Origin of the sequence: Modestobacter roseus, from assembly GCF_007994135.1 — a bacterium.
In the GTDB taxonomy this organism is placed as follows: domain Bacteria; phylum Actinomycetota; class Actinomycetes; order Mycobacteriales; family Geodermatophilaceae; genus Modestobacter; species Modestobacter roseus.
On record NZ_VLKF01000001.1, the window covers coordinates 2,404,885 to 2,425,899 of the forward strand.

Consider the following 21,015-nt stretch of genomic DNA (forward strand, 5'->3'; position numbering starts at 1 on the left):
GGACCCCCTCATGCGCATCACCCGCTACGCCGCTGGTCTCGCGGCCCTGGGCATCGTGCTCACCGGCTGCTCCAGCGAGGCCGGCAACCAGGCCGAGGAGGCCGCCGAGGGCACCGCCGAGGTCGCCGAGGACGTCGAGTTCGAGGCCGGGACGACCATGGCCGAGCTCGCCGAGGCGGGCTCGATGACCGTGGGCACGAAGTTCGACCAGCCCGGGTTCGGCCTGCTCAACCCCAGCGGCACCCCCGAGGGCTTCGACGTCGAGATCGCCAAGATCATCGCGGCCGAGATGGGCATCGCGGCCGAGGACATCGAGTGGACCGAGACGGTCTCGGCGAACCGGGAGCCGTTCATCGAGAACGGCCAGGTCGACATGGTCGTGGCCACCTACACGATCAACGACGCCCGCAAGGAGCGGATCGACTTCGCCGGCCCGTACTACGAGGCCGGGCAGGACATCATGGTCGCGGCGGGCAACCCGCTGGGCATCGAGGGCCCCGAGGACCTGGCCGGCAAGAACGTCTGCTCGGTCGAGGGCTCCACCCCGGCGGAGACGATCCGCACCGACTACCCCGAGGCGCAGCTGACGCTCTTCGACGTGTACTCCAAGTGCGCCGACGCCCTCACCAACGGCCAGGTCGACGCGGTCACCACCGACAACGTCATCCTGACCGGCCTGGTGGCCGGCAACCCCGACGGCTTCGAGCTGGTGGGCAACCCGTTCACCGAGGAGCCCTACGGCATCGGCATCGAGAAGGGCGACCAGGAGTTCCGCGACTTCATCAACGACACCCTCGAGCAGGCGTACGAGGACGGCACCTGGGCCGCCGCCTGGGACCGCACCGCCGGTGCCATCAGCGACACCGAGGCCCCCGAGCCGCCGGACGTCGACCGCTACTGACCGTTCCATGACACCGCCGGGTGGGGTCAGCCCCCGCCCGGCGGTGTCACGCTCCCCCAGCCTCGAGAGGAGGCGCTGTGCAGTTCTTCGTCGACAACTTCCCGCTGCTGCGGGACGCCTTCCTCACGACGCTGAGCCTGTCCCTGCTGGGCGGGCTGCTCGCCCTGGTGCTCGGCACGCTGCTCGCCGCGTTCCGGGTCAGCCCGATCCCCCCGCTGCGCGGGCTGTCCACCTTCTACGTGGAGACCTTCCGCAACACACCACTGACCGTGGTCTTCTTCTTCATCATCTTCGGGCTGCCGCAGATCGACTTCGCCCTCAGCTTCTACACCGGCTCGGTGCTCGCGGTGGGGCTCTACACCGCGGCCTTCGTCTGCGAGGCGGTGCGCTCGGGCATCAACGCGGTGAACCCCGGCCAGGCGGAGGCGTCCCGGGCCATCGGTCTCACCTTCGGCCAGTCGCTGCGGGAGGTCGTCCTCCCGCAGGCGTTCCGCACGGTGGTCCCACCGCTGGGGAACGTCTGGATCGCGATGGTGAAGAACACCTCGATCGCCGCCGGGTTCGCCGTCACCGAGCTCACCGCCTCGCTGCAGCGCCTCGCCAACGCCAACGCCGGTGAGCTGCTGCTGGTGCTGGTCGCCGTGGTCGCCGGGTACATGCTCATCACGGTGCCGTCCGCGATCGCGATCAACCACGTCGAGCGACGGGTGGCGATCCTGCGATGAGCACTCCCGTTCTCTTCGACGTCCCCGGCCCGAAGGCCAAGGCGCGGATCCGGATCGGCACCGTCGTCGGCGCGCTGCTCGTGCTCGCCGTCATCGCATTCGTGCTGGTCCGGCTGGCCGGCAACCAGCAGCTCGACCCGCAGCGCTGGTCGGTGCTCTTCGACCCCGCGAGCGGCGTGCCGCAGGCGCTGGGTGAGGCCCTGGTCAGCACGCTGCAGGTCGCCGCCGTCGGCATGGTGTTCGCCACCCTGCTCGGCCTGCTGCTCGCCGTCGGCCGGCTCTCCGACCACCGCTGGGTGCGACTGCCGATCACCCTGCTGATCGAGTTCTTCCGCGCTGTGCCGCTGCTGGTGGTCATCTTCGCGCTGTACCTCGTGCTGCCCGGGTTCGGGATCCGGCTCAGCGCCTACGCCGCGCTGACCGGCGGCCTGGTGCTCTACAACATGGCGGTGCTGGCGGAGATCTTCCGGGCCGGCATCCTCTCGATCGACAAGGGGCAACGGGAGGCCGCCTTCGGTCTCGGCCTGCGGAAGTCGCAGGTGATGACCCTCGTGCTGCTGCCCCAGGCGATCCGCCGGATGCTGCCGGTGCTCGTCGCCCAGCTGGTCGTGCTGCTCAAGGACAGCTCGCTGGGCTTCATCATCGGCTACTTCGAACTCCTCCGGCAGGCGCGCAGCCTGGTCGAGTTCTTCACCCCGCAGTTCGGCAACCAGTACACCTTCCAGCTCTACGTGGCCGCCGGGCTGATCTACATCCTGGTGAACGTGCTGCTCTCCCAGCTGGCCAAGTACCTGGAGGGACGGACGAACCGCAGCAACCAGGCCGGCGGCGCTGCCGTGAAGGCGGAGCCGGCCGACCAGATGGGGGCCGGCGCCGGGGCCCCCTGACCCCAGCCCCTGCACCACCTTCCGGGGAGGCGGTGCAGGGGTGCAGGACCCGCGTGCCGCCCGTACTGTCGACCAGCGTCGTCCCGGGCCGGACCGGCTCTGGCCGTCGCAGCGGACGGGTGGGCCGGTGCAACGCCGCGCTCCCCGCGGACTCGACGAGGAGTCGCATGGCAATGGCGCCATCACGGCCTGAGTTCCCGGTCGACGGTCCGGTCTCGGGCCTGCTCGACCACCTGATCACGGTCAGCGGCCGGGCGCTGGGGGCGGGAGCAGGCAGCATCTCGCTCGTCGACGGCTCCCGGGACCGTTACGCCAAGCTCGCCGAGCGCGGCACGTCCTGCCAGCTGGGCGGCAGCTTCCCGCTCGACGAGGGGGTCACCGGCCGGGTGGTGGCCCGGCGACGCCCCGTCGTGCTCGCGGCCTACGGCGAGATCGGCGCCGGGCACCTGGCCGCCGACGGGGCGGCCCGCGCCGGTTCCGTCGTCGCCGTGCCGCTCTGGTGGCGCGGTGAGGTGGTGGGCGCGAACGTCGTCTTCGCCTGCCGGCCCCGCCGCTTCACCACGGCCGAGGTCGACGAGCTCGAGCTGCTCACCCAGGCCGCGGTGCCCCGCCTGGTCCGCGCCGGGGTCGATGACGCCTCCCTCTGCCACCTGATCCGCCGGCAGGACGCGGGCGACCGTCCGGAGTGCGACGAGGCCGCCGCATCACCGCTGACCCGGCGGGAGCGGGAGACCGTCGCCCTGCTCGCCCGCGGCTTCAGCAACCGGCAGGTGGCCACTGCCCTGGTGCTCTCCCCCAAGACGGTCGAGAAGCACGTGGCCGCGGTGCTGCGCAAGACCGGGACCGGCAGCCGCACCGCGGCGGTGATGGCTGCGCTGGCCCAGGGCTGGGTGCTGCCCGCGCCGGCCCGCCGACCAGGGCCGGGACGCACAACTGGGGGAAACACCCCATAGAACTGTTGCGCACGTCACGGTCTACTCCGGGGACACAGCTGGCAGCCCGGCCCGACCGACAGCGCAGGAGCGTCCGTGCCCGTCGTCCCCCTGAAGGAACTGCTCGACCGAGCCCTGGCCGACCGGTACGGCGTGCCGGCGTTCAACATCGTCAACGACCTGAGCATCGAGGCGGTGGTGGCGGCCGCCGTCGCGGAGAACTCGCCGGTGATCCTGCAGACCTCGGTCAAGACGGTGCGGATGTACGGCCGAGCGCAGCTGTTCGACATCGTGCACACCCTGATCCGCGACTCGACGGTGCCGGTGACGCTGCACCTGGACCACTGCCCCGACCGCGCGGTGATCAGCGACTGCCTGGCCGGCGGCTGGAACTCGGTGCTGTTCGACGCCCACGAGCTGGACGTCGCGGAGAACCTGCGCCAGACCACCGAGGTGGTGGCCGAGGCCCGGGCCCGTGGCGCGCACGTCGAGGGTGAGATCGAGGGCATCCAGGGCGTCGAGGACGACCTGGGCTCCGACGAGGCCGCCGTCCTGCAGACCCTCGAGGTGGCGGTGGACTTCATCCAGCGCACCGGCGTCGACTGCTTCGCGCCGGCCATCGGCAACGCGCACGGTCAGTACGCGAGCGCGCCGGTGCTCGACGCCCAGCGGGTCAGCGACCTGGTCGCGGCGACCGGCGTGCCGATGGCCCTGCACGGCGGCACCGGGTTGTCCGCCGAGCAGTTCCAGGACCTCATCAGCCGCGGCTGCGCCAAGGTCAACATCTCCACGGCGCTCAAGCAGGTCTACATGCAGTCCAGTCTGGAGTTCCTCCGCGGCGCGGAGGAGAAGGGGAAGTGGGACCCGCCGTCGCTGTTCACCCACCAGCGCGCCGCGGTCATGGCCATGGCGCAGGAGCACATGCGGGTCTTCGGCAGCTCGGGGCGTGCCTGGTGAGCGCGCTGGTCTTCGACTGCGACGGCGTGCTGGCCGACACCGAGCGGTACGGGCACCTGCCGGCGTTCAACGCGACGTTCGCCGAGCACGGTCTCCCGGTGCGGTGGAGCGAGGAGGAGTACGGCGAGAAGCTGGCCATCGGCGGCGGCAAGGAGCGGATGGCCAGCCTGTTCGCCGACCCGGCGTTCGTCCGGGAGGCCGGCGTCCCGGACGACGACGCCGCGCGCGCGGAGCTGCTCGCCCAGTGGCACCGCACCAAGACGACGCGGTTCCGGGCCCTGGTGGCCGCCGGGGAGATCCCCGCCCGCCCCGGGGTCGCCCGGCTGATCGGCGAGGCGCTGGACGCCGGGTGGACGGTCGCGGTGGCCTCCACCTCGGCCGAGGAGTCCGTCCGCGCCGTCCTCGAGCACGCCGTCGGCGCGGACACCGCAGCCGGCATCCCGGTGTTCGCCGGTGACGTCGTCCCGGCCAAGAAGCCCGACCCGGCCATCTACGACCTCGTGGTGGCGGACCTGGGCCTGGACCGCGGCGACACCCTCGTCGTCGAGGACTCGCGCAACGGGCTGCTCGCCGCCACCGGCGCCGGGCTGCCCTGCCTGGTGACGGTCAACGGCTACACCCGGGCCGAGCCGTTCGACGAGGCGGTCCTGGTGGTGTCCGAGCTCGGTGACCCCGACCGCCCACCGGTCGAGGTCCTCGCCAACCGCGGCCCGGCCCGGCCCGGGCACCACGTCACCCTGGCCGACGCCCGCGCCTGCCTGGGGGCCGTCCCGTCCACCGACCGTCCCGAGGGAGCCACGCCGTGAGCGGGTCGCAGCAGCAGGTCGACCTCGTCGTCCGCACGATCGCCCAGGCGGCGGTGGACAACGAGAAGTACTTCGGGGACCTGGACGCCGTCGTCGGCGACGGCGACTTCGGCTACTCGCTGGCCCGCGGGTTCGAGACGGTGCTCGCCGGCTGGGACGACGTCGACCGCAGCGACATCGGCACGTTCCTGAAGAAGACCGGGATGATGATCACCGCCAGGATCGGCGGGACGTCCGGGCCGATCTGGGGCACGGCGTTCATGCGCGCGGGGATGACCGCCGGCGCGACGGACACCCTGACCGGGAACCAGGTCGTGGCGATGCTCCGGGCGGCCATCGAGGGCATCAAGGCCCGCGGCCAGTCCGACGTCGGCGACAAGACGCTGCTCGACGTCCTGGTGCCGGTCACCGACCGGCTCGAGGCCGAGGTGGCGGCCGGCGCCGACGCCGGGCAGGCGCTGTCCGCGATGGCCGACACCGCCCGCGAGGCGGCCGAGGCGACCGCCGACATGGTCGCGAGGCGGGGACGCGCCTCCTACACCGGGGAGCGCAGCAAGGGCTCGGTCGACGCCGGCGCCATGGGCGTGGCCGTGATCATCGGCCGGATCAACGAGGCCTGGCAGACAGAGGGCTGGCAGACAGAGGGAGCGTCATGAAGAAGTTCGTCAACGACCCGAAGCAGTTCGTCCCCGAGATGCTCGAGGGCCTCGCGCTGGCCAACCCGGACACCCTCCGGTACGTCCCCGAGCACAACCTGATCATGCGGGCGGACTCGCCCCGCGACGACAAGGTGTCCGTCGTGCAGGGGTCGGGCTCCGGTCACGAGCCCGCCCACGTCATGGTCGTCGGCACGGGGATGCTGGACGCCGCCTGCCCCGGCGACGTCTTCGCCGCACCGCCGATGAACTACGTCTACGAGACGGCCAAGCTGCTGGCCACCCCCAAGGGCGTGCTGCTGCTGGTGAACAACTACACCGGCGACCGGATGGCCTTCGACATGGGCCGGGAGATGGCCGAGGCCGAGGGCATCAAGGTCGAGATCCTGACCATCAACGACGACGTCGCCGTCAAGGACTCCACGTACACCGTCGGCCGCCGCGGGGTGGCCGGCAACTTCTTCGTCATCAAGGCCGTGGGCGCGGCCGCCGAGCAGGGCGCCGACCTCGACGAGGTGGTGCGAGTCGGGAAGAAGGTCAACGACGTCACCCGCACCATGGGCGTGGCCCTCACCGCCTGCACCCCGCCGGCCAAGGGCTCCCCGCTGTTCGAGCTCGGCGCGGACGAGATCGAGATGGGCGTGGGCATCCACGGCGAGCCGGGCCGGGAGCGGAAGAAGCTGACCAACGCCGACGCCATCGTCGACGAGCTGCTCGACTCGGTGGTCGGTGACCTGCCCTACCAGTCCGGCGACAACGTGGCGCTCATGATCAACGGGCTGGGCGGCACCCCGATCAGCGAGCTGTACATCCTCTACCGCCGCGCCCACCAGCAGCTGGCCGAGCGCGGGATCACGGTGACCCGCAGCTACGTCAACGAGTACTGCACCTCGCTGGACATGGCAGGGGCCTCGCTGACCCTGGTCCGGCTCGACGACGAGATCGACGCCCTGCTCGGCGCACCGGCGGAGGTCCCGGTCCGGGTGTTCTGAGGGGTCCCCTACCGGTCCGGGGCCCCCGACCCACATCTCCCGACGGAGGCGCCATGGGCAGGCAGATCACCCTCGAGCAGGCCGAGTCGATCATCGACGCGTGCACGGCGGAGGCGGTGTCCGTCGGGTAGCCGATGAACATCGCCGTGGTGGACGACGGAGGCAACCTGGTGACCTTCGTGGCGATGGACGGCACCAGGCTCATCGGCGTCGACATCTCGCAGAAGAAGGCGCTCACGGCGGTCTGGTTCCAGACCGACACCCGCGAGCTCGCCGCGCTCGTGCAGCCGGGTCAGCCCCTCTACGGCATCGAGTCGACCTCCGGCGGCCGGCTGGTCGTCTTCGGCGGCGGGGTGCTGCTGACCGGTGCCGACGGCGCCGTCGTCGGCGGGGTGGGGGTCAGCGCCGGAACCGTCGACCAGGACCACCAGGTGGCCGACGCCGGCCGGCGCGCCTGGTCCGGCTGACGCTCCACTCCCCCAGCCCGGTCCGCCGGGCAGCCCCGACCGCTCCGGCGGTCGACTGCCCGGCCGCGCTGCCCCGACGGCCCTGCCCCGCCGCCGGGGTGGCTGCACGTCTGCCCGAGTTCGCCGGCGAGCTTGTCACTTTCAGCCGGTCAGCGGCGGGCACCGACTGCCGAGAACGGGGGTGTGACCGCCTCTCCCCTCGCCGCGAGGTTCGACATGGACTACGACCTGGACCACACCTCGCAGCTCTTCGTGAACCGGCTGCGGTCGTCCGCCGCGGGTTTCGCCGCCGCAGCCGGCGCCGAGGAGGCGATCGTCCGCGAAGCGGTACCCCCGGCCCGCCACCGCCGCTCGCGCTGCCGGGTGGTGCTGCGCTACCCCGGTGGGCAGGAGAGCGACGTGACGTTCCTGGGTCCTGTCGTCTCCCCCGACCTGGGCAAGTACCTGTCGATGTCGGAGTTCGACTCCTCGATCGAGCAGTGGCTGGTCGCCGGTCAGCAGCGCAGCCGCCGCTGGCTGGTGCCGGACGACGAGGCCGCCGACGGCGTCGCGATCGACGTCAGCGCCTGGCTGGACCGCGCCCCCGGCGCGTTCGTCCCACGCCCGCGCTGAACCACCCGCGCTGAGCCCATCGGTCCCGGGTCCGCGAGGCGGCGGGCCCGGGACCACGACTCCCCCAGCACGCGCTCCGGACGTGCGGGGACGACGGAGGCCGGCACGACGCACCGAGCGTCGCACCGGCCTCGTCGGCGTTGCGGGCGTGCGTGCCTCAGAAGCCGCTCCCGCCGAGCATCCAGCTGTTCTTGTTCACGGCGCCGCGGGCGTCGGGCGACTGGTTCTCGGAGCGAGTACCGCGGCCGGGTGGGTCGTTGCTGGGGAACTGCGGAGTCATCGCCTGTTCCCAGCGGCGACGGCGGCTGCCCAGGTAGCCGACGGCGCCGACCACCACCAGGACCGGGACGAGCACGAGCAGCCACTCCACCAGCAACCCTCCCCTCGTCTGCCCGGGCAGGGCGGCAGCGCCTGCTGGGCGCACTCCGGCGCGCCGCCGTGAGCCGCCCCGCGCTCAGGGAAGGTAGTCCTCCCAGACGTCGCCCGACTGTGCGGCACGGCGACCGAGCCGGCGTGCCTGCCCCTCCCCCACCTCGGCGGCACCGGACCCGGGACCATCGTCGCGGGGACCATCGTCGCGGGGGCCATCGTCGCGGGGGCCGTCGTCAGCGGAGCCGCCGTCGAGAGAACCTGCCTCCTCGTCACTCCGTTCGTCCTCGGCCAGCAGCTCGGCGGTGAGCGCGTCCAGCGCCTCGCGGACCACGTAGCCGGCCAGCCCACCGCCGTAGCCCTTGCGGGCGAGCATGCCGACCAGCCGGCGTTCCGCGGTCACCCGGTCCAGCCTGCGCATCCCGGGCAGCTTGCGTTCGACCAGCCGGCGGGCGGTGTCCCACTCGTCCTGGGGGTCGACCTCGGCGACCGCCGCGGCAGCCACCTCGCCGTCCACGCCCTTGGCCCGCAGCTCCGAGGCGAGCGCCCGGCGGGCCAGCCCCCGGCTCGACTGCCGCGAGCTCACCCAGGCGGCCGCGAAGGCGGCGTCGTCGATCAGCCCGACCTCGGTGAACCGGTCGAGCACCGTCGCCGCCACCTCGTCGGGGATCTCCCGCGTGGCGAGCAGGTCGGCCAGCTGCTTGCGCGTCTTGGATGCGCCCGTCAGCGCGCGCAGGCAGATCGCCCGCGCCTCCTGCGCCGGGTCACGGGGCTCGTCCTCGGGACGGTCGGAGGCCTGGTCCCGGCCCGGGCGGCGCTCAGCGCGGGAGGACCGGGCCCCCCGGTCGCCACCTCCCGATCGACCGGCGCTGGACCACCCGGAACGACGACGGCCGGCGCGGTGGGTCTCCCCACCGGCCGGCCGTGCGTGGTCCTCGGCCGGCCCGTCGCTGGTGGACAGCGAGTCGGACACGGCCGGGCTCAGAAGTCGGCCGGCTCGGCGGCCGGGGTCTCGGCCACGACACCGATGCCCAGCTTCTCCTTGATCTTCTTCTCGATCTCGTCGGCCAGGTCCGGGTTGTCGCGCAGGAAGGACCGGGCGTTCTCCTTGCCCTGGCCGAGCTGGTCGCCCTCGTAGGTGTACCAAGCGCCGGACTTGCGGACGAAGCCCTGCTCGACACCCATGTCGATGAGACCGCCCTCGCGGCTGAAGCCGTGGCCCCAGAGCAGGTCGAGCTCGGCCTGCTTGAACGGCGCGGCGACCTTGTTCTTCACGACCTTCACCCGCACCCGGCTGCCGACCGCCTCGGTGCCCTGCTTGAGGGTCTCGATGCGGCGGATGTCGAGGCGGACCGAGGCGTAGAACTTCAGCGCCCGGCCACCGGTGGTGACCTCCGGCGAGCCGTAGACCACGCCGACCTTCTCGCGCAGCTGGTTGATGAAGATGCAGGTGGTGCCGGAGTTGCTGAGCGCGCCGGTGATCTTGCGCAGCGCCTGGCTCATCAGCCGGGCCTGCAGACCGACGTGGCTGTCACCCATCTCGCCCTCGATCTCGGCGCGGGGCACCAGAGCCGCCACGGAGTCGATGACGATGAGGTCGAGCGCGCCGGAGCGGATCAGCATGTCGGCGATCTCGAGCGCCTGCTCACCGGTGTCGGGCTGGCTGACCAGGAGGGCGTCGGTGTCGACGCCGATGGCCCGGGCGTACTCGGGGTCGAGGGCGTGCTCGGCGTCGACGAAGGCCACGATGCCGCCGGCGGCCTGGGCGTTGGCCACCGCGTGCAGGGCGATCGTCGTCTTGCCGGAGGCCTCGGGGCCGTACACCTCGACGACGCGGCCGCGGGGCAGGCCACCGACACCGAGGGCGATGTCGAGGGCCACCGAGCCGGTCGGGATGACCTTCATGGCGATCTCGGGCGAGTCGCCCAGCCGCATGACCGAGCCCTTGCCGAACTGCTTGTCGATCTGGGCGAGGGCCATGTCGAGGGCCTTGTCGCGGTCCAGGGTTGCTGCCATGGTGGCCACCTTCGGGTGTCGCTGTGCGCTGTCTGCGGGTCGTCGCCGACGCTAGGTCGGGGGTCTGACAGTTTCGCCGGGCCGACGTCATCTGTGGACGAGCACCGGACCTGTGGACACCGTAGGCCGAACACGTGTTCGAAGCCAGCGACACGCCGTCCGCGCGCCACTCCCGTCCCACCGCGGGCGCGGCCGGCCTCAGTGAGCCGCGCGCGCTTCGTCCGCCGCGGCCCGGGCGGCGTGCACCGCCGGCATCCGCCCCTCGACGAAGTCGATGAGCGCCAGCAGGTGCGGCACCAGCTGCGCCCCGGCCTCGGTGAGCCGGTACTCCACGTGCGGCGGGATCGACGACCGCACCTCGCGGTGCACCCAGCCGTCGCGCTCCAGGGTCTGCAGGCTCTGCGCCAGCATCTTCTCGCTGACGCCCTCGATCCGGCGGCGCAGCTCACCGAACCGGTGCGGGCACTCGGCCAGCGCCGACAGGGCGAGCAGCGACCACTTCCCGGTGACGTGCTCGAGGGCCTCGCGGGAGGTACAGGCGCGCCGGAACACGTCGGCGACCAGTTGCTCCACCGTCTGCTCCACGGAACCCCTCCTGTTCGATGCGGCGACCCAGTGTACGGTGCGAACCTCCTGCACTAACGAATAGTTAGTGCCCCTGCTCCCGCAAGCTCTCGGAGGGTCCCTTGATCACCGTCACCGGAGCCAGTGGCCACCTCGGCCGGCTCGTCGTCCTCGGCCTCCTCGACGCCGGCGTGCCCGCCGCCGAGGTCGTCGCCGTCGTGCGCACCCCCGCCAAGGCCGCCGACCTCGCCGACCGGGGGGTGCAGGTGCGCCAGGCCGACTACGCCGACCCCGCCGCCCTGGCGTCGGCCCTGCAGGGCACCGACCGGCTGCTGCTGGTCTCCGGCAGCGAGGTCGGCCAGCGCGTCGAGCAGCACGGCAACGTGCTGCAGGCGGCCGAGGCGGCCGGCGCCCAGCTGGTCGTCTACACCAGCGCGCCACGGGCCGACGACACCTCGCTCCCGCTGGCACCCGAGCACATCGCGACCGAGCGGCTCATCGCGGAGGCGGGCATCCCCGCCGTGGTCCTGCGGAACAACTGGTACCTGGAGAACTACGACACCCAGCTCCAGCAGGCGGCGAGCACCGGTGAGCTGACCGGCAGCTCCGGCAGCGGCCGCATCGCCGCGGCGACCCGGGCGGACTACGCGGCCGGGGCGGTCGCCGTCCTCACCGCCGACCAGCCGGAGACCGGCGTCCTGGAGCTCGGCGGCGACGAGGCGTTCAGCCTCGCCGACCTCGCCGCGGTCGTCGCGGCGCAGACCGGCCGCGACGTCGTCTACCGGGACCTCTCCCCCGAGGAGCACCAGCGCACCCTGGTCGAGGCCGGCGTGCCCGAGGCCACCGCCGGGTTCGTCGTGGCGCTGGACCAGTCGATCGCGCAGGGTGCGCTGGACACCGGCAGCACCGACCTGCACCGGCTCATCGGCCGCGCCCCGACCACCCTGGAGCAGTACGCCCGCACGGTCCTGGGCAGCTGACCCGGCGGCGTCCCGCCGGACGGGCCTCAGCGGTCCTTCGGCGGGACGTCGTACTCCTTGCAGATCTCCAGCCAGACGGTGCGCACCGGCACGCCCGCCTCGATCGCCTCGGACGCCGTCCGACCGCCCAGCGCACCGAACGAGTGGTCGCGCACGACGCTCTGCGACCGCATCGAGCCGAACTGCTGCTCCATCCGGGACCAGAACTCCTGCAGACGCACGGCGAGCACGGTACCCGCCGGCAGCGCCCGGCCTACCCTGGGCGCATGGTCCCGAGCACCGGCTCCCCCACCTGGGACACCGTCCTGGAGATCGGGATCGTGTGCGCGCTGGTGGTCTGGCTGGTGCTCCTGTGGCGGAGCTACCGCAACCGGCGCTGAGCCGCCCACACCACCGCCAGCGGGACGACGAGCGCGGCGCTGACCGCCGCGACCAGCCCGAAGCCCCCACCGGCCAGCAGTGGCCCGCCGACCGCGCCGGCCAGCGCCGCCCCGAGCCCCATCAGCAGGTCGGTGGCGCCCTGCGCAGTCGGGCGCAGCTCGTCGGTCACCGACTCGGTGACCAGGGTCGAACCGGCCACGAGGCCGCACGACCAGCCGACCCCGAGCAGGAACAGGCCGACGCCGAGCTGCCAGGCGGCGCCCGGCGGGGCGGTGCCGGCGACGAGCGCGGCCACCAGCAGCAGCGCACCGCCGAGCCCCACCGTGGCCGTGCGGCCGAACCGGTCGGCCAGCCAGCCGACCACCGGGGAGAAGAGGTACATCCCGGCGACGTGCACGCTGATCACCAGGCCGATCACCCGGAGCGTGGGGCCGTGGTCGTGCGCGCCGCCCGCGCCCATGTGCACGGGGGTCATGACCATCAGCCCGACCATCACCGAGTGCGCCACGACGACGGCGGTGAGCCCGAGCCGCCCGTCCGGCGTCGCCCACACCGCGCGCACGGCGGCGGCCGCGCCGGTGCGGGGGCGGGCCCGGCGGCGGGTGCGGCGGGGGCGAGCCGACGGGCGAGCAGCAGCGGGTCGGGCCGCAGCAGCGCGAGCACCCCCAGGACGACGGCGAGGAAGGCCACGACCGGCAGCACGAAGGCCCCGCCCAGCGCCGGCAGCCCCAGGGCCCGGCCGAGGTCGTCGCCGGGGCCGGCCAGGTTCGGCCCGAGCACCGAGCCGATCGTGGTCGCCCACACCACCAGGGACAGCGCCCGGCCGCGGTGCGCCGGTTCGGCGAGGTCCGCGGCGGCGTACCGGGCCTGCAGCCCGCTGGTCGTGGCCGCCCCGAAGAGGAACAGCCCGGCCAACAGCAGGGCCAGCGACGAGAGTGCGGCGGCCGCGACGACGACCAGCGCGCCGAGCACCGCGACCGCGTAGCCCAGGGCGAGTCCGGCTCGCCGGCCGGCGCGGTCGCTGACCCGCGCCAGGGGCACGGCGATCAACGCCGCGCCCAGCACGCTCGCGGTCTGGCCCAGCCCGGCGGCGGCGTCGCTGCCGGCGACCTCGCGGGCGAGCAGGCCGCCGACGGTGATGCCGACGGTCACCCCCAGCCCGCCCAGGGCCACCCCCGCGGAGAGGACCCCGACGGTGCGGCGCTGCACGGCCGCACGGTCCGGGATCGTCGTCGGCAGGGTCACGGCGGGGAGTCTGCCGCAGTCACCACCCGAGACGGCGCGGGGAACACGCCGTTCAGGCCACCCGGTGGACCACGCGGCAGCGGTGGTGCGGCTTGACCACGCCGTTGAGGTACCGGCCGATGGAGTCGGACTCCAGCAGCGCCAGCGCCTCCTCCGGCGGGACGTCGAGGTAGTCGTAGACCCCGCCGCCGACGTACTCGATCTCCAGCACGCGGTGGTCGAGGTCGTACCCCACCGACCGGACGCTGGACGACTGCACGTGAGCCCGTCTCATCGGCCCTCCAGGGTCACACCGGTGTGGTTCCACCAGTGTGATCCCGAGGCGTCACGGGGACAAACCCGCTTGTCGACTCGTGGACCATCCGGGCAACCTCGGGCGATGCGCTCGTTCGAGGACCTGGTCGCCGAGGCCGAGGCGGCGCCGGTCGACGGCTGGGACTTCTCCTGGTTCGCCGGGCGGGCGACCGAGGAGCGCCCGGCCTGGGGCTACGCCCGACTGCTGATCGCGCGCCTGGCCGGTGCCGACACGGCACTGGACGTGCAGACCGGGGGCGGCGAGGTCTTCACCGAGTGCCTGGGGCGGGCCGCGCGACGCCCCGCCGTCGTCCTCGCCACCGAGGGCTGGGCACCGAACGCGGCGCTCGCCCGGGTGGCCCTGGCCCCGTTCGGCGGCCGGGTCCACGAGGTGGGCGAGCGCGACCCGCTCCCGCTCGCCGACTCCACGGTCGACCTCGTCAGCAGCCGCCACCCGGTCGCCCGCGGCTGGGACGAGCTCGCCCGGGTGCTGCGACCCGGCGGCACCTACCTGTCCCAGGGCGTGGGACGCGGGTCGAACCGGGAGCTGGCGGAGTTCCTGCTGGGCCCCCAGCCGGACGTCGGCCAGCCCACCCTGGCCGAGGAGGTGGCCGCCGCAACGGCCGCCGGGCTGCAGGTGGTCGACGCCCGGGAGCAGTCGACCCGGGTGGAGTTCACCGACGTCGGCGCCGTCGTCCACTTCCTGCGCAAGGTCGTCTGGACCGTGCCGGGCTTCTCCGTCGAGGAGCACCGGGCACGCCTGGCGTCGCTGCACGACCGGATCCGCCGGGACGGGAGCTTCGTCTGCCACTCGCACCGGCAGCTGATCGAGGCGAGGCGCCCCCGCTGAGGTCACCCGTTCGCGCGGGAGGACGGCGAACTGTCGTACCCGCGAGGAGACTGGAGACGTGTCGGCCCTCGAGCGCTTCTCCGCGCCCACCCAGGCGTGGTTCACCGGTGCCTTCGAGCAGCCGACCGCCGCGCAGGAGGGCGCCTGGACGGCGATCAGCAGCGGCGAGCACGCGCTGGTCGTCGCCCCCACCGGATCGGGCAAGACGCTCGCGGCGTTCCTGTGGTCGCTCGACCGACTGGCCGCCGCGCCCCCGCCCGAGGAGCCGCTGGCCCGCTGCCGGGTGCTCTACGTCTCCCCGCTCAAGGCGCTGGCCGTCGACGTCGAGCGCAACCTGCGCGCACCCCTGACCGGCATCGGCCAGGCCGCCGCCCGGCTGGGCCTGCCGCGCCCGGAGATCACCGTGGGTATCCGGTCCGGCGACACCCCGGCCGACGAGCGACGGCTGTTCGCCAAGCGACCGCCGGACATCCTGATCACCACGCCCGAGTCGCTGTTCCTGCTGCTCACCAGCCAGGCGCGGGAGGCGTTGCGCGGCGTGGAGACGGTGATCCTCGACGAGGTGCACGCGGTCTGCGGCAGCAAACGCGGCGCCCACCTGGCGGTCTCCCTCGACCGGCTCGACGAGCTGCTGGAGCGGCCGGCGCAGCGGATCGGGCTGTCGGCGACGGTGCGGCCGATCGAGGAGGTGTCGACCTTCCTCGCCGGCGGGCGCCCGGTGCAGGTGGTCGCGCCGCCGTCGCAGAAGCAGTGGGACCTGTCCGTCGTCGTCCCGGTCGAGGACATGAGCCAACTGGGTCAGCCGACCGGGGAGCTGGAGGGCTCGGCGGCGGGCAACCAGCCGCGGACGTCGATCTGGCCGGCGGTCGAGGAGCGGGTGCTCGACCTGATCGAGTCGCACCGCAGCACCATCGTCTTCGCCAACTCACGGCGGCTGGCCGAACGGCTGACCAGCCGGCTGAACGAGCTGGCCTACGAACGCGCCACCGGGGAGCCGCTGCCGCACGGCGCGAACCCGGCCGAGCTGATGGCGCAGGCCGGCTCTGGCGGTGGGCTGCCACCGGAGGTGAAGCCGGTCGCTTCGGCCCACCACGGCTCGGTCTCCCGCGAGCAGCGCGCGGTGGTCGAGGAGGCACTCAAGTCCGGGCAGCTGCCCGCGGTGGTCGCCACCTCCTCGCTGGAGCTGGGCATCGACATGGGCGCGGTCGACCTCGTCGTCCAGGTCGAGTCACCGCCGAACGTGGCGGCCGGGCTGCAGCGGGTGGGCCGGGCCGGCCACCAGGTGGGCGCGGTCAGCGAGGGCGTGATCTTCCCGAAGTTCCGCGGTGACCTCGTGCAGAGCGCCGTCGTCGCCGAGCGGATGCGCGCCGGCGCCATCGAGTCGACCCGCTACCTGCGCAACCCGCTCGACGTGCTGGCCCAGCAGATCGTGGCGATGGTCTCCGAGCGGCCGCGCACCGTCGACGAGGTCGCCGCGGTGCTGCGCCGCTCGGCCGCCTTCGCCTCGCTCCCGGAGTCCGCCCTGCACGCGGTGCTCGACATGCTGGCCGGCCGCTACCCCTCCGACGCCTTCGCCGAGCTGCGCCCCCGGCTCACCTGGGACCGGGTCACCGACACCCTCACCGCGCGCACCGGCGCCCAACGGCTGGCGGTCACCAGTGGCGGCACCATCCCCGACCGTGGGCTCTTCGGCGTCTTCCTGGTGTCCGGCGCCGGGGAGAAGGGCGGCCGCCGGGTCGGCGAGCTCGACGAGGAGATGGTCTACGAGTCGCGGGTGGGCGACGTCTTCCTGCTCGGCTCGTCGTCCTGGCGGATCGAGGAGATCACCCACGACCGGGTGCTGGTGAGCCCCGCGCCCGGGCTGCCCGGCAAGATGCCGTTCTGGCACGGCGACACCCTGGGGCGGCCGCTGGAGCTGGGCCGGGCCCTGGGCGCGTTCCTGCGCGAGGTGGGTTCGGCGACGCCCGAGGCCGGCGCGGAGCGGGCCCGGGCCGCAGGGCTGGACGAGTGGGGCGCGGCCAACCTGCTCGCCTACCTGGCCGAGCAGAAGCAGGCCACCGGGCACCTGCCCGACGACCGCACGATGCTGGTCGAGCGGTTCCGCGACGAGCTGGGTGACTGGCGGCTGGTCGTCCACTCCCCGTTCGGCGCGCAGGTCAACGCACCGTGGGCGCTGGTGCTCGCGGCCCGGCTGCGCGAGCGGTACGGCGTCGACGTCGCCTCGATGCACTCCGACGACGGCATCGTGCTGCGGCTGCCCGACACCACCGGTGAGGCGCCCGAGGCCGATCTCGCGATCCTCGACCCGGACGACGTCGAGCGGGAGGTCACCGCCGAGGTCGGCAACTCCGCGCTGTTCGCCAGCCGGTTCCGCGAGTGCGCGGCCCGTGCTCTGCTGCTGCCCAAGCGCGACCCGCGCAAGCGGACCCCGCTGTGGCAGCAGCGTCAGCGGGCGGCCCAGCTGCTCTCGGTGGCCAGCGAGTTCTCCTCGTTCCCGATCACGCTCGAGGCGGTGCGGGAGGTGCTGCAGGACGTCTACGACGTGCCCGGCCTGGTCGAGCTGATGAGCGACGTCCGGGCCCGCCGGGTGCGGGTCGTCGACGTGCAGACCCAGACGGCGTCCCCGTTCGCGCAGTCGCTGCTGTTCGGCTACGTGGGCCAGTTCATCTACGAGGGCGACGCCCCGCTGGCCGAACGCCGGGCACAGGCGCTGGCCCTGGACACCGGCCTGCTGGCCGAGCTGCTGGGCCGCTCCGAGCTGCGCGAGCTGCTCGACGGCGACGCGATGGGCGAGATCGAGTCCGAGCTTCAGCGGCTGCCGGCCGAGCGGCACCCCCGCGACGTCGACGGCGCCGCCGACCTGCTCCGGGTGGTCGGCGACCTCACCGTCGCCGAGGCCGCCGCCCGGGGGGTGCCGGCCGACTGGCTGACCGAGCTGGTCACCACCCGCCGGGCGCTCGTCGTGCGGATCGCCGGCGAGGAGCGCCACGTCGCCATCGAGGACGCCGGCCGGCTCCGCGACGCGCTCGGCACCGCCCTGCCGGTCGGCGTGCCCGAGGCGTTCACCGAACCGGTCGCCGACCCGCTCGGTGACCTCGTGGGCCGCTTCGCCCGCACGCACGGCCCGTTCGTGCCGGCCGACGTCGCCACCCGCCTGGGCCTGGGTGTCGCCGTCGTGACCGCGACGCTGCAGCGCCTGGTGGGCACCGGGCGGCTGGTGACCGGCGAGTTCCGGCCCGGCGGGACCGGTCAGGAGTGGTGCGACGCCGACGTGCTGCGCTCCGTCCGCCGGCGGTCGCTGGCCAAGCTGCGCCAGGAGGTCGAGCCGGTCCCGATCGACACCCTGGCCCGCTTCACCCCGTCCTGGCAGTCGGTCGGCGGGCGGCTGCGCGGTGTCGACGGCGTGCTGGCCGTGGTCGAGCAGCTGGCCGGTGCCCTGGTGCCGGCGTCGGCGCTGGAGTCGCTGGTGCTGCCGTCCCGGGTGCGCGACTACTCCCCCGCCCTGCTCGACGAGCTGACCAGCGCCGGTGAGGTGCTGTGGGCCGGCGCCGGTGGGCTGTCCGGTGGCGACGGCTGGGTCACCCTGGTGCCCGCCGACCTCGCACCGCTGCTGCTCCCCGAACCGCCCGGCGCTGCCTCGGTGGAGGGCGGCTACGGCGCGGCCCTGCTCGACGAGCTCGCCGGCGGGCAGGCGCTGTTCTTCCGCTCGCTGTCCGACCGGGTCGGAGCGACCGACGATCCGGCGCTGGCCGAGGAGATCTGGGACCTGGTCTGGGCCGGCGCCCTCACCAACGACACCCTGGCGCCGCTGCGCACCCGGCTGTCCGGCGGCGGTACCCACAAGCGGCAGCCGGCGGCACCCCGGGCCCGGTTGGACCGCACCCGGCACGGGCGCACCCGGCTGGGCCGCCCGGCGATGCCCAGCCGCACCGGGCCGCCGTCGATGGCCGGCCGCTGGTCGCGGCTGCCCGAGCTGGAGGACAACGCCACGAAGCGCACCACCGCGCGGGCCGAGGCGCTGCTGGAACGGCACGGCGTGCTGACCCGCGGTGCGGTGCAGGCCGAGCAGGTGGCCGGCGGGTTCTCCGCCGTCTACCCCGTGCTGCGGGCCTTCGAGGAGAACGGCCGGGCCCGCCGCGGCTACTTCGTGGAGACGCTGGGCGCCGCCCAGTTCGGCACCCCCGGGTCGATCGACCGGGTGCGCAGCTTCGCCAGCCCCGACCGGGTGCCGGCCGGCCCGGTCGTCCTGGCCGCCACCGACCCGGCCAACGTCTACGGCGCTGCGCTGCCGTGGCCCGAGCGGGCGGTCGCCGCCGGGGACGGCGACGCGGTCGACCTGGGCGAGGGCACGGCCACGAAGAAGAGCGGCCACCGGGCCGGGCGCAAGGCAGGCGCCCTGGTCGTGCTGGTCGACGGCGAACTTGTGCTCTACGTCGAACGCGGCGGCAAGACGCTGCTGTCCTGGACCGATGAGGAGACCGTGCTCAAGGAGGCGGCCACCGCGTTGTCCGGTGCGGTCGCCTCGGGCGCGCTGGGCCGGATGGTCGTGCAGAAGGCCGACGGCGCCTCGGTGCACGAGTCCGGCCCGCTCACCGCCGCCCTCCAGGCAGCCGGTTTCGCCGCGACCCCGCGCGGCCTCCGCCTCCGCGCCTGACCAGCCGGGCACCTGTGCGGCTGAACGCCGGGTCAGGTGGGCGCCGGGTCAGGTGGGCGCCGGGTCAGGTGGGCGCCGGGTCAGGTGGGCGCCGGGTCAGGTGGGCGCCGGGTCAGGTGGGCGCCGGGTCAGGTGGGCGCCGGGTCAGCGGCGGCGCGAGCCCTGCAGCCACGGGGCCAACCAGCGGCTCAACCGTGGCATCAGCAACCGCAGCGCCGTCACGACGTAGACCGCGGACAGCAGCAGGCGCAGCGGCCACGGCCAGTCGCCGACGACCGGCACGGCCAGCAGCTGGAAGCTGGTGGTGAACAGCAGCACGACGGCGACTGTGAGCAGCCAGCTGCGCCACACCGGGCCCGGCCGCGGCGGTACGGCGAAGAACGTCTCCAGCCCGACCGCGCGGGCCACCCGCTCGTCCTCGACCAGCCGGCGCACGCGGTCCAGCGCCTCCCGCCGCTGCGGCGAACGCTCCCACGCGGCCAGCGACGCGTCGTCGGCGAAGCGGTAGACCAGGTGGTACTCGTCGCTGGCCGGCCCCGGCCGCAGCAGCGACGACCCGAGGTGCCCGGGGAACGTGGCGACCAGCTCCTGCACGTCGTCCGCCCACCGCTCGAACGCGCCGTGCTGCTCGGGCCGCACGACCCGGGCGACGGTCACGGTCACCGGCTCGTGCGCCGGTGCCCGGGTGGTGCCGGTGCTGGTCAGGTGCCGCAGTCGCGAGGTCACGTCCACGAGGTGCACCAGCACCGACGATCCCCCGCCTGTTCCGCGCTGTCGGCCCACTCACAGCGCTCCACCCCGGACGGGGGACCCCGACCGCCCGCCCCGGGGGACCATGGACGGCGTGCCCGAGGGAGACACCGTCTGGCTGGCCGCCCAGCGGATGAACACGGCGCTGGCCGGCGCGACCCTCCGCCGCGGCGAGCTCCGGGTACCGCAGCTGGCCGCCGTCGACCTGACCGGGGCGACCGTCACCGAGGTCGTGCCCCGCGGGAAGCACATGCTCATCCGCCTGGCCGACCGCCGTACGCTGCGCACCCACTACCGGATGGACGGCAGCTGGCACATCTACCGCCGGGGCAGTCGCTGGCGCGGCGGCCCCGGGCACGACGTCCGCGCCGTGCTGGCCACCGACGTCCACGAGTGCGTGGGTTACCGGCTGCACGACATGCGCATCGTGCCCACCGCCGACGAGGCCCAGCTCGTCGGCCACCTCGGCCCCGACGTGCTGGGCCCGGACTGGGACGTCGATGAGGCGCTGCGGCGGCTGCGCTCGCACCCCGACGAGCAGATCGGCGTCGCCCTCCTGGACCAGCGCAACCTGGCCGGCCCGGGCAACCTGTACAAGGTCGAGTCGCTGTTCCTGACCGGGGTGAACCCGTGGGCCCGGGTCGCGGACGTGCCCGACCTGCGCGCACTGGTCGAGCGGGCCCGCACGCTCATGCTGGCCAACCGCGACCGCCCCGAGCAGAGCACCACCGGGATCCTCCGGCGCGGGCAGGACCACTGGGTCGCCGGCCGGAAGGGCCGGCCGTGCCGCCGCTGCGGCACGCGGATCGAACTCGGCGACCAGGGCCCGGACCTGCAGGAGCGGGTGACCTGGTGGTGCCCGACCTGCCAGGCCACCCCGGTGCCGGTGGACCCGCGAGCGCGCACCGGCCTGCCCGGCACCGAGCCCCGTCGCGCCGCCTACTGAGGCGCACGCCCCGCGCGGCGGGGATCATGAC

At 73.9% G+C, this 21,015-nt stretch carries 23 protein-coding genes; 14 read left to right on the forward strand and 9 right to left on the reverse strand.

The annotated features are described in order from the left end of the window. Positions 1-10 precede the first annotated feature (10 nt). From JD78_RS11385 to JD78_RS11430, 10 genes are all read left to right on the forward strand, one after another. Positions 11-901 carry a glutamate ABC transporter substrate-binding protein gene (locus JD78_RS11385; RefSeq protein ID WP_153357600.1) on the forward strand — a complete coding sequence of 297 codons (891 nt, stop codon included), beginning with the start codon at positions 11-13 and terminating at the stop codon, positions 899-901. A gap of 77 nt (positions 902-978) precedes the next feature. Continuing rightward, positions 979-1,626 (forward strand): amino acid ABC transporter permease, encoded by a 648-nt coding sequence (locus JD78_RS11390; RefSeq protein WP_153357598.1) that lies wholly within the window; start codon positions 979-981, stop codon positions 1,624-1,626. Continuing rightward, positions 1,623-2,513: an amino acid ABC transporter permease gene (locus tag JD78_RS11395; protein WP_153357595.1), complete on the forward strand. Its 891-nt coding sequence runs from the start codon at positions 1,623-1,625 to the stop codon at positions 2,511-2,513. The genes JD78_RS11390 and JD78_RS11395 overlap by 4 nt, the downstream gene beginning before the upstream one ends. Positions 2,514-2,686: 173 nt before the next feature. Further along, on the forward strand, positions 2,687-3,466 hold the full coding sequence (locus JD78_RS21755; protein WP_208104084.1) for a LuxR C-terminal-related transcriptional regulator: 780 nt from the start codon (positions 2,687-2,689) through the stop codon (positions 3,464-3,466). Positions 3,467-3,541: 75 nt separating this feature from the next. Further along, positions 3,542-4,402 carry a class II fructose-bisphosphate aldolase gene (locus JD78_RS11405; RefSeq protein WP_153357592.1) on the forward strand — a complete coding sequence of 287 codons (861 nt, stop codon included), beginning with the start codon at positions 3,542-3,544 and terminating at the stop codon, positions 4,400-4,402. Next, a complete protein-coding gene (locus JD78_RS11410; protein WP_153357589.1) occupies positions 4,399-5,208 on the forward strand; it encodes an HAD-IA family hydrolase in 810 nt (269 codons plus the stop codon). Before JD78_RS11405 ends, JD78_RS11410 begins: the two co-directional genes overlap by 4 nt. After that, positions 5,205-5,864: a dihydroxyacetone kinase subunit DhaL gene (gene dhaL, locus JD78_RS11415; protein WP_153357586.1), complete on the forward strand. Its 660-nt coding sequence runs from the start codon at positions 5,205-5,207 to the stop codon at positions 5,862-5,864. Before JD78_RS11410 ends, dhaL begins: the two co-directional genes overlap by 4 nt. Then, positions 5,861-6,856, forward strand: coding sequence for a dihydroxyacetone kinase subunit DhaK (gene dhaK / locus JD78_RS11420; RefSeq protein ID WP_153357583.1), 996 nt, complete (start codon positions 5,861-5,863; stop codon positions 6,854-6,856). Before dhaL ends, dhaK begins: the two co-directional genes overlap by 4 nt. Before the next feature lie 134 nt (positions 6,857-6,990). After that, positions 6,991-7,323, forward strand: a complete 333-nt coding sequence (locus tag JD78_RS11425) for a GlcG/HbpS family heme-binding protein (protein WP_228394960.1) — start codon at positions 6,991-6,993, stop codon at positions 7,321-7,323. 183 nt (positions 7,324-7,506) lie between these two features. Then, positions 7,507-7,935: a hypothetical protein gene (locus JD78_RS11430; protein ID WP_228394959.1), complete on the forward strand. Its 429-nt coding sequence runs from the start codon at positions 7,507-7,509 to the stop codon at positions 7,933-7,935. Positions 7,936-8,092: 157 nt separating this feature from the next. On the opposite strand, the gene JD78_RS11435 is transcribed toward JD78_RS11430, so the two are convergent. The 4 genes from JD78_RS11435 to JD78_RS11450 form a co-directional block, all read right to left on the reverse strand. Beyond that, a complete protein-coding gene (locus JD78_RS11435) occupies positions 8,093-8,305 on the reverse strand; it encodes a hypothetical protein (protein ID WP_153357580.1) in 213 nt (70 codons plus the stop codon). 84 nt (positions 8,306-8,389) lie between these two features. Next, entirely contained in the window at positions 8,390-9,277 is an 888-nt protein-coding gene (locus tag JD78_RS11440; protein WP_228394958.1) for a regulatory protein RecX, read from the reverse strand. Between the two features lie 8 nt (positions 9,278-9,285). Then, the gene (recA, locus tag JD78_RS11445) at positions 9,286-10,320 is read right to left on the reverse strand and encodes a recombinase RecA (RefSeq protein ID WP_153357577.1); all 1,035 of its coding nucleotides are present in this window, start codon (positions 10,318-10,320) and stop codon (positions 9,286-9,288) included. Positions 10,321-10,518: 198 nt separating this feature from the next. Further along, complete coding sequence (locus tag JD78_RS11450) at positions 10,519-10,905, reverse strand: winged helix-turn-helix transcriptional regulator (protein ID WP_194290403.1); 387 nt, start codon at positions 10,903-10,905, stop codon at positions 10,519-10,521. A gap of 101 nt (positions 10,906-11,006) precedes the next feature. Here JD78_RS11450 and JD78_RS11455 point away from each other — a divergent pair, with 101 nt between their 5' ends. Then, positions 11,007-11,864, forward strand: a complete 858-nt coding sequence (locus tag JD78_RS11455; RefSeq protein WP_153357575.1) for an NmrA family NAD(P)-binding protein — start codon at positions 11,007-11,009, stop codon at positions 11,862-11,864. Between the two features lie 26 nt (positions 11,865-11,890). Here the strand turns inward: JD78_RS11455 and JD78_RS11460 are convergent, their stop codons facing one another. The 4 genes from JD78_RS11460 to JD78_RS11470 all read right to left on the reverse strand — a co-directional run bounded on the left by JD78_RS11460 (position 11,891) and on the right by JD78_RS11470 (position 13,764). Continuing rightward, on the reverse strand, positions 11,891-12,085 hold the full coding sequence (locus JD78_RS11460; RefSeq protein WP_153357572.1) for a DUF3046 domain-containing protein: 195 nt from the start codon (positions 12,083-12,085) through the stop codon (positions 11,891-11,893). A gap of 140 nt (positions 12,086-12,225) precedes the next feature. After that, positions 12,226-12,753, reverse strand: a complete 528-nt coding sequence (locus JD78_RS22205; RefSeq protein ID WP_243731028.1) for an MFS transporter — start codon at positions 12,751-12,753, stop codon at positions 12,226-12,228. Beyond that, a complete protein-coding gene (locus JD78_RS22210; RefSeq protein WP_243731029.1) occupies positions 12,738-13,490 on the reverse strand; it encodes an MFS transporter in 753 nt (250 codons plus the stop codon). The genes JD78_RS22205 and JD78_RS22210 overlap by 16 nt, the downstream gene beginning before the upstream one ends. A 52-nt stretch (positions 13,491-13,542) precedes the next feature. After that, positions 13,543-13,764 (reverse strand): KTSC domain-containing protein, encoded by a 222-nt coding sequence (locus tag JD78_RS11470; RefSeq protein ID WP_153357566.1) that lies wholly within the window; start codon positions 13,762-13,764, stop codon positions 13,543-13,545. 105 nt (positions 13,765-13,869) lie between these two features. Between JD78_RS11470 and JD78_RS11475 the strand changes: the two genes are divergently transcribed. Then, positions 13,870-14,634, forward strand: a complete 765-nt coding sequence (locus JD78_RS11475) for a class I SAM-dependent methyltransferase (RefSeq protein ID WP_153357563.1) — start codon at positions 13,870-13,872, stop codon at positions 14,632-14,634. A gap of 58 nt (positions 14,635-14,692) precedes the next feature. Next, the gene (locus JD78_RS11480) at positions 14,693-19,288 is read left to right on the forward strand and encodes an ATP-dependent helicase (protein ID WP_153357560.1); all 4,596 of its coding nucleotides are present in this window, start codon (positions 14,693-14,695) and stop codon (positions 19,286-19,288) included. Between the two features lie 144 nt (positions 19,289-19,432). Here JD78_RS11480 and JD78_RS11485 read toward each other — a convergent pair whose 3' ends face one another. After that, on the reverse strand, positions 19,433-20,035 hold the full coding sequence (locus JD78_RS11485; RefSeq protein WP_228394957.1) for an antibiotic biosynthesis monooxygenase: 603 nt from the start codon (positions 20,033-20,035) through the stop codon (positions 19,433-19,435). Between the two features lie 97 nt (positions 20,036-20,132). Between JD78_RS11485 and JD78_RS11490 the strand changes: the two genes are divergently transcribed. Next, positions 20,133-20,984, forward strand: a complete 852-nt coding sequence (locus JD78_RS11490; RefSeq protein WP_153357558.1) for a DNA-formamidopyrimidine glycosylase family protein — start codon at positions 20,133-20,135, stop codon at positions 20,982-20,984. Positions 20,985-21,015 lie beyond the last annotated feature (31 nt).